General features: G+C 68.4%; 2 protein-coding genes and 1 pseudogene. All 3 read left to right on the top strand.

All coding sequences use genetic code 11. The features are described 5' to 3' along the window. Positions 1-294, top strand: a pseudogene (locus tag ABDV69_RS20810) (integrase); the annotation flags it as partial. An 82-nt stretch (positions 295-376) separates the two neighbouring features. Next, complete coding sequence (locus tag ABDV69_RS20805) at positions 377-1,456, top strand: tyrosine-type recombinase/integrase (RefSeq protein ID WP_343577690.1); 1,080 nt, start codon at positions 377-379, stop codon at positions 1,454-1,456. After that, positions 1,422-3,242 (top strand): tyrosine-type recombinase/integrase (locus ABDV69_RS20800; protein WP_343577688.1); only part of this gene is annotated, 1,821 nt, incomplete at its 3' end. The genes ABDV69_RS20805 and ABDV69_RS20800, both read left to right, overlap by 35 nt.

Raw genomic sequence — 3,242 nt, 5'->3', positions numbered from 1 at the left:
CAGGATCTGGTCTCACGCAAGTGGATCACCGAGGTCGTCTCTGTCGAGGAAACCTCCACCCAGGTCGAGGTCGGGTTCACCAACGCGCTCGACGCCGAGGGACTCCTGGAGGTCGTCGAACGTCGCCAGGACGGGCTGGTCGACCTCGACCTCGACGACGAGGCCCGGCCGATCCTGCTCGCGGTGTCCGATAATGGTCCGCAGATGACATCCGGCTCGACGCGGGAATTCATGGCGCTGTGTGCGATCGCCCAGCACTTCGGGCGCCCCGGCACCCCTCTATTAACCGGCTAATACTTGGATAGATAGCTGATCAGACACGCCGAGCGGGTCGGGTTGTTGACCATCAGCGAGCCAGACGTGATACATCATTCTCGTGACTGATCAAGGACTGCGTGTCGAGCAACGCGGGCAGGACTGGGTGCTTGTAGGGAACAGCGCTGATGGCTTGGTGTTGCTCAACGAGTTCCTGGCTCATCTGGCCGACCGGAACTACTCGCCACGCACGCGCCGGTCGTACGCGTTCGATCTGCTGCATTTCGCTCGATGGCTGCTCGATGAGGGTCTCAGCGTCGACGGGGTGAGCACCGATGCGCTGCTGCGGTATCTGGCGGTCTGCCGGTCGGCCGTGCTGCCCGGCCAACACGGCGGCAACGTCGTGCCGATCCGCCGGGGCCGGTCGGCCGGGTACGCTCCGGCGACGATCAACCGGCGACTTGCTGCGATCTCGGGCCTGTTCAGCTTCCGCGCGATGCGCGACCCTGCCGCGGCCAGTCCGGTGCCATTGGGAGCGGCGGCGCGACGGCCAGGCTGTAGCGAACGTGCCGGTGAGCTGGCCCATCTGGCCCGGCCGCAACCGCGGTCGCGGGTGCGGGTGCGCCAGCCGCGTCGGTTGCCGCGCGGGCTGGACCAGAAGGAGACGGCCGCGTTGCTGGCCAGCTTCCGCAGCGATCGGGACCGGGCGATCGCCGGACTGATGCTGTTTTCCGGGCTGTGCTCGGCAGAGGTGCTCGGACTGGAGGTCCGCGACGTCGACATCGGTGGCCGGTGGGCCCGAGTGGTGGGCAAGGGCGACAAAGAGCGCCGGGTTCCCCTCGACACTCAGGTGGTCGGGTTGCTGCAGACCTACCTGCTGGTGGAGCGCCCTGACACCACCGCCACCGCGCTGTTCGTGGTCGCCAAGGGACCACACCGCGGGCAGCCGCTCACCCCGGCCGGGCTGCGCACGGTCTTCCGCTACCACCGAGTGAAAGCCGGTGTGCCAGCGGGTCATCCCCATGCGTTGCGGCACAGCTTCGGCACCGCGCTCGCCGAGGCCGGTGTCGACCTGGCCGTGCTGCGGGAGTTGATGGGCCACGCCCACATCGATTCCTCGGCCGCCTACATCCATCTCGCCCCGACCCACGTGAGAGCCCAATACGATGCAGCCCGCGATCGCCTGCACGCCGGCGGGTGAGCCGCCGGCCGTCCTGCTGGCCTGCTACGCGACGCACCTGGCGCGCACCGGCCGCGGCAACGTCGGCTATCAGCGTGCCGCCCGAGCTTTCCTGAGGCGCTGGCCAGACCCGCGGTCGTGGGCCACGCTGCCGCTCGCGGAGCGGCTGGCCGCCTGCGGGCAGACCCGCCCGTTCCTGGTGTTTTTGATGGTCACCGGTCGGCTGCACCCCGGTTATGACTACCTGGTGGCGCGCAAGCTGGCCAGCCTATGGCGAGAAGTTCCAGTGACGCCGCTCGCCGGTGATGTGGACCAGTTCGACCGTGCGGCAACCGAACTCGGCTACTCACCGATAGTTCGCCGAGGCATGGCCTCCCAGGTGCTGATCCGGCTTTTGATCCAGACCGGGCGGTCGATGCGGCAGCTGTCCAGCGTTGACCTCGATGAGCTGCGCGACGCCGTACACCAACGCGAACGCGGCCACCATCGTCTGCGGCACTATCGGCATGCGCTACACGCCACCCACACGGTGCTGTTTCACCTCGGTGTGCTGGCCGAGCCTGCACCGGTGCCAGAGGGCCGCCGTCCCTATCCCGTCGCCGCCCGGCTGAGCCAGACCCCGGCCGCGCTGCTGCCCACGTTTATGGCCTACCTGGAGCGTCGACGAGCAACCTGCGTGGCCGGCACGGTGAGCCACACCGTTTCGCGGCTGGCCCACTTCGGCCGTCATCTGGCCTTGGTCGACCCGGGCCTGACCACGGTCGCCGACCTGGACCGGTGCCGTCACATCGAGCCCTACCTGACCGCGCTCACCACCGCCACTCGACCCCACGACGGCGCCCCGATCGCAGTCTCCGAGCGACGCGCCCGTGTTATCACCGTCTCCCGATTTCTCGCTGACATCAGCGAGTGGGGCTGGCCAGAAGCGCCGCCGCGGCGGCTGTTGTTCGCCTCCGACATTCCCCGGTTGCCACGACCGTTGCCCCGCTATCTGTCGCCCGACGCCGACCGGCGATTGACCGCCGCGCTGCGTGAGTCAGCGAACCGGCAGGCCGCCGACGCGCTGCTGCTGCAACGCGCGTGTGGGTTGCGCATCGGTGAGCTGCTCGACCTCGAACTCGACTGCGTGCACGAGGTTTCCGGTCTCGGCGCGTGGCTGAAAGTGCCGCTGGGCAAACTCGACACCGAACGCATGGTGCCCATCGACGACGACACCGTCGGCCTCGTCGACCGGCTCGCCGCCGCCCGAGCCGCCGGAGTCCCACTACCGCATCCACGCACCGGCCGGCCAGTGGAGTTCCTGCTGCTGCGCCACGGCCAGCGGATCTCGGCGACCGGGCTGCGCAACGAACTTCGCCGCGCCGCGGCCACCGCCGGTTTAGACGAAGTGACACCCCACCAACTCAGGCATACCTTCGCCACAGCGCTGGTCAACGCCGGCTGCTCGCTACAGGCGCTGATGGCCCTACTCGGTCATCAGAGCGCACAGATGAGCCTTCGCTATGGTCGACTGTTCGACACCACCGTGCGCGCCGACTATCAGCGGGCACTCGAGCTGGCCAAGAGCCGCCTCGGCCCAGTGTTTCCCGAACAACGAACCACGTTGCCGCTCACCGACATCACCACCGGTGACTGGCGTGACGCGCCGCTGATCAAGGCGCGCCTTTCCGGCGGCTACTGCCTTCGCACCCAGGCTCAAGGCGTCTGCCCCTACACCAACATCTGCGAGCACTGCCCCAACTTCCGCAGCGACCACGGCTTGCTTGCGGTGCTCGGCGCGCAACGCGCCGACGCCGCTGCCCTAGCC

The organism is Mycobacterium sp., from assembly GCF_039583785.1.
Taxonomy (GTDB): domain Bacteria; phylum Actinomycetota; class Actinomycetes; order Mycobacteriales; family Mycobacteriaceae; genus Mycobacterium.
Note: the sequence above shows the minus strand (reverse complement) of the source record. Positions and strands in the feature narration are given on the sequence as shown.